The sequence below is a fragment of the Desulfobacula sp. genome (assembly GCF_021107415.1).
The window spans coordinates 1-3,041 of sequence record NZ_JAIOSW010000366.1 but is presented as its reverse complement, the minus strand read 5'-3'; the positions used below and the strand labels follow the sequence as shown (position 1 = coordinate 3,041).

General features: G+C 38.5%; 4 protein-coding genes. 2 read left to right on the top strand and 2 right to left on the bottom strand.

The window, feature by feature from the left end; translation table 11 throughout:
• Positions 1–311: 311 nt before the first annotated feature.
• Both K8S13_RS18450 and K8S13_RS18445 read right to left on the bottom strand, forming a co-directional pair.
• Entirely contained in the window at positions 312–755 is a 444-nt protein-coding gene (locus tag K8S13_RS18450) for a type II toxin-antitoxin system VapC family toxin (RefSeq protein ID WP_291464821.1), read from the bottom strand.
• On the bottom strand, positions 752–982 hold the full coding sequence (locus K8S13_RS18445; RefSeq protein WP_291464819.1) for an AbrB/MazE/SpoVT family DNA-binding domain-containing protein: 231 nt from the start codon (positions 980–982) through the stop codon (positions 752–754). The genes K8S13_RS18450 and K8S13_RS18445 overlap by 4 nt, the downstream gene beginning before the upstream one ends.
• A 354-nt stretch (positions 983–1,336) precedes the next feature.
• On the opposite strand from K8S13_RS18445, the gene K8S13_RS18440 reads away from it, so the two are divergent.
• Together K8S13_RS18440 and K8S13_RS18435 are read left to right on the top strand one after the other, a co-directional pair.
• On the top strand, positions 1,337–2,323 hold the full coding sequence (locus K8S13_RS18440; protein ID WP_291464818.1) for a glycerophosphodiester phosphodiesterase family protein: 987 nt from the start codon (positions 1,337–1,339) through the stop codon (positions 2,321–2,323).
• A 9-nt stretch (positions 2,324–2,332) separates the two neighbouring features.
• Positions 2,333–2,740: a pyridoxamine 5'-phosphate oxidase family protein gene (locus K8S13_RS18435; RefSeq protein ID WP_291464816.1), complete on the top strand. Its 408-nt coding sequence runs from the start codon at positions 2,333–2,335 to the stop codon at positions 2,738–2,740.
• Positions 2,741–3,041 lie beyond the last annotated feature (301 nt).

Below are 3,041 nucleotides of genomic sequence, written 5' to 3'. Positions count from 1 at the left end.
CCCCATTGCAAATAGTCAGATAAGTCAAGTATGTTTTATGAATAATTGTCATAAAAAACAAGGTTGTTTTGTGATTAATTGTCATAAAATGTACGCATAAGAAAGCACATGTTAAAATATGGATAGCCGTTCACGACTTGAAACTTGTCGAAGCGTAGCGTAGATCCAGTCTTTAACGAAAGAAATTCGGGAAAATTAGAAATTCGAAGGCTGAAAGAGGGCACCCATGCTTTGCCTCCAGCTTCATGCGTCGCCTTCGGCTATGCAGGACAAGACGCAGGGCACTGATGCTGAGAAAATTGATTTTAGCACTAAAGCTTTTTATCATCCAGGATGACTACCGTTTTTTCCTTTGTAGCTATCCATTCAATTGAAATTTCGTGCGACATCTTCTTAAATTCCGGATCACCTGTAACAAGCAAAGCCTTTAAGCTTGAAGCGAGGGCTGCAGCAAAACAATCTGCATATGCTATTTTGTATTTGGCTTTCAGCTTTGCCGCTTCATACGTCAACCTTCTGTCCGCTTCAACGAGCTGAATCGGATATTTATCAAACTGGGTCAAAACACTTTCGGCTTCCTCAATACCCTGTTCCCTCATGGTATTGTAATACATTTCTCCCCAGTTAATCACCGACATAAATCCCTTAGCTTTACGTCTTATCAGTGTACTTAATATTTCACTTACCTTATCTGCCCCTGGTTCATCTTCAAAATAGGCAATCATCGCAAAACTATCCAGTACATACTTTGTCATAATTTTGCCTCTCTTTGTCTGTCTTTTACCAGGGCTTTTAAAATGCGCCCTTTTGTTTTCAGCATTCCTCTTCCTTCCTGAACCGGGTCTCTTTTAAGAGGCTCTACAATAATCTTATTTTTTTGTTCATACACCTTAAAACGCGTTCCTTTTTCAATGCTATATTTCCTTCTGATTTCAGCAGGAATCACTATTTGACCTTTTATTGTGGATGTAACAATCGTCAACCAAACCACCCCCTCTCGTATTACGAAATATAGCTATTTTGTAATACATTTATAATGTTCTGTCAACATTATTGTTTAACCCGCTGAATTCCATTCGTCTAAATAAGGTGCCCGAACAAAATGAGGTCATGTTTACTTTTGACCCATGGAAGATAAAATGTTATATTTTACAGTATGTCGCTTCCACTTAGAATATAATACCTCGAAGTATGGTATCATGTATGAAGAATTTCGAGGCTTAAAAAATATTACAGAAAAATTAAAAACCAGATAGGAAAAATACAAGACAGTATTAGCATGGGTCAATAGTATGACCCCTTATTCCATAGCAAATCCCAAAGAAAGGAGGTAATTATGAACATCAAAAGATTAGTTGGAATACTAATCCTTATTTTTGCTTTCATTTTCCTATTCTTTACAACTAATAGTGCTATAGCTGGCGATATAAACGTCATTGGGCACAGGGGGGCAGCGGGGCTATTGCCGGAAAATACTTTGGCAGGATTTAAAAAGGCTATGGCAATAGGAGTTGATACTATAGAATTGGATATCCATCTTACATCTGACAATGAAGCGGTTGTTTACCACGATTCTAGATTAAATCCTGCAATTACTAGAGATGCAAAAGGGAAATGGATAAAAAATAGACACCTTATTAAAGAATTAACGCTATCAGAAGTTCAATCTTATGATGTTGGAAAGCTGAACCGTTGGTCAAAATATGCTAAAAAGTACAAAGGTCAAAAAGCTGCAGAAGGAGAACGTATCCCGACTCTGCGCGATGTAATACAGATAGTAAAGAAAACAGACGACAAGACACACTTATTCATTGAATTAAAGTTCTCTCCTTTAAAACATGATGAGACAAAGTCACGTGAAGAAATTTCAAAAGTAGTTGCAAAGATAATCAAGGATGAAAATATCGCAGACAGGGTAACTGTTATATCCTTTGATTGGAAGATATTAATGTATTTTCAGAAAATTATGCCAAAAGTGCCAACGGGTTATGTCACCATCACTAAAAAGAGTTTTGACACTATCCAAAAGAATAAGCCCGGTGCTTCTCCTTGGATGGCTGGAATAGATATCGACGAATTTGATTCAATACCAAAAGCAGTAAAATCTGCAGGTGGAACATACTGGATAACTCATCATCGTCATGCAATTGGCCATAAAAAAAACGTGACATCAAAAATAGTCAAAAAAGCTCATGCTATCGAAATTGAGGTAATTGTTTGGACGCTTGATTCTAAATCAGATATGAAGAAACTTATTAAGACAGGTGTCGATGGCATTACCACAAATCGACCCGACATTCTATTTTCTCTTTTAAAAAGGTAAGGTGGAAAAATGACAAAGATTAACAAAAAAATTATTGAAATAGTCAATAAAGCGGGTCGCATAGGCGCCATTGGTACTGCAAATAAACTGGGACAGCCCAATGTAGCCTACTTCGGCAGCCCCCAGCTATCGGAAGATGGAACCATTATAATGGGTCTGAGCAGTAACCGGACATTGAAAAATTTAGAGGAAAATCCCCTTGCAGTCTTTTTCTGTGTTGCTGAAAGCCCGGTTACATTCACGACTCCAGGTTACCGTCTTTATCTTAAAGTTCGCGAGATTCAAAAAGCAGGTCCCATCTTTGACAGCGTTAAAAAGGCCATAGCCGAGCATGCGGGGCCTGAGGCAGCCAAAATGATTGTCGCCGGTGTGGTCTTTGATGTAACTGAGGTTCGACCACTGGTGGCTATGGAATAGAATCGTCGAGGTATTGTCAAATGTTGTGTATGGAGAAATTAGGCGGCGATCCGTTTCTCTTGTGAGTTCGGGGACGGAATTCGGACATTAGTTTATAAGGTGACAGGGTGCGTGAACTATGATATTCGGTTTGTATGCCACGCCAACCAAGAATAGATGCGCCGGGTGCCCCTCATCATATTATTGCCGGATATAGACGCAAAAGGACATTTAAAGATGGTATCGATAGGGATAATTTTTTTAAATCGACTTGGAAATATCGTAAGCGTTCACGGAACGTTGAAATTAGAAAATAGAAATT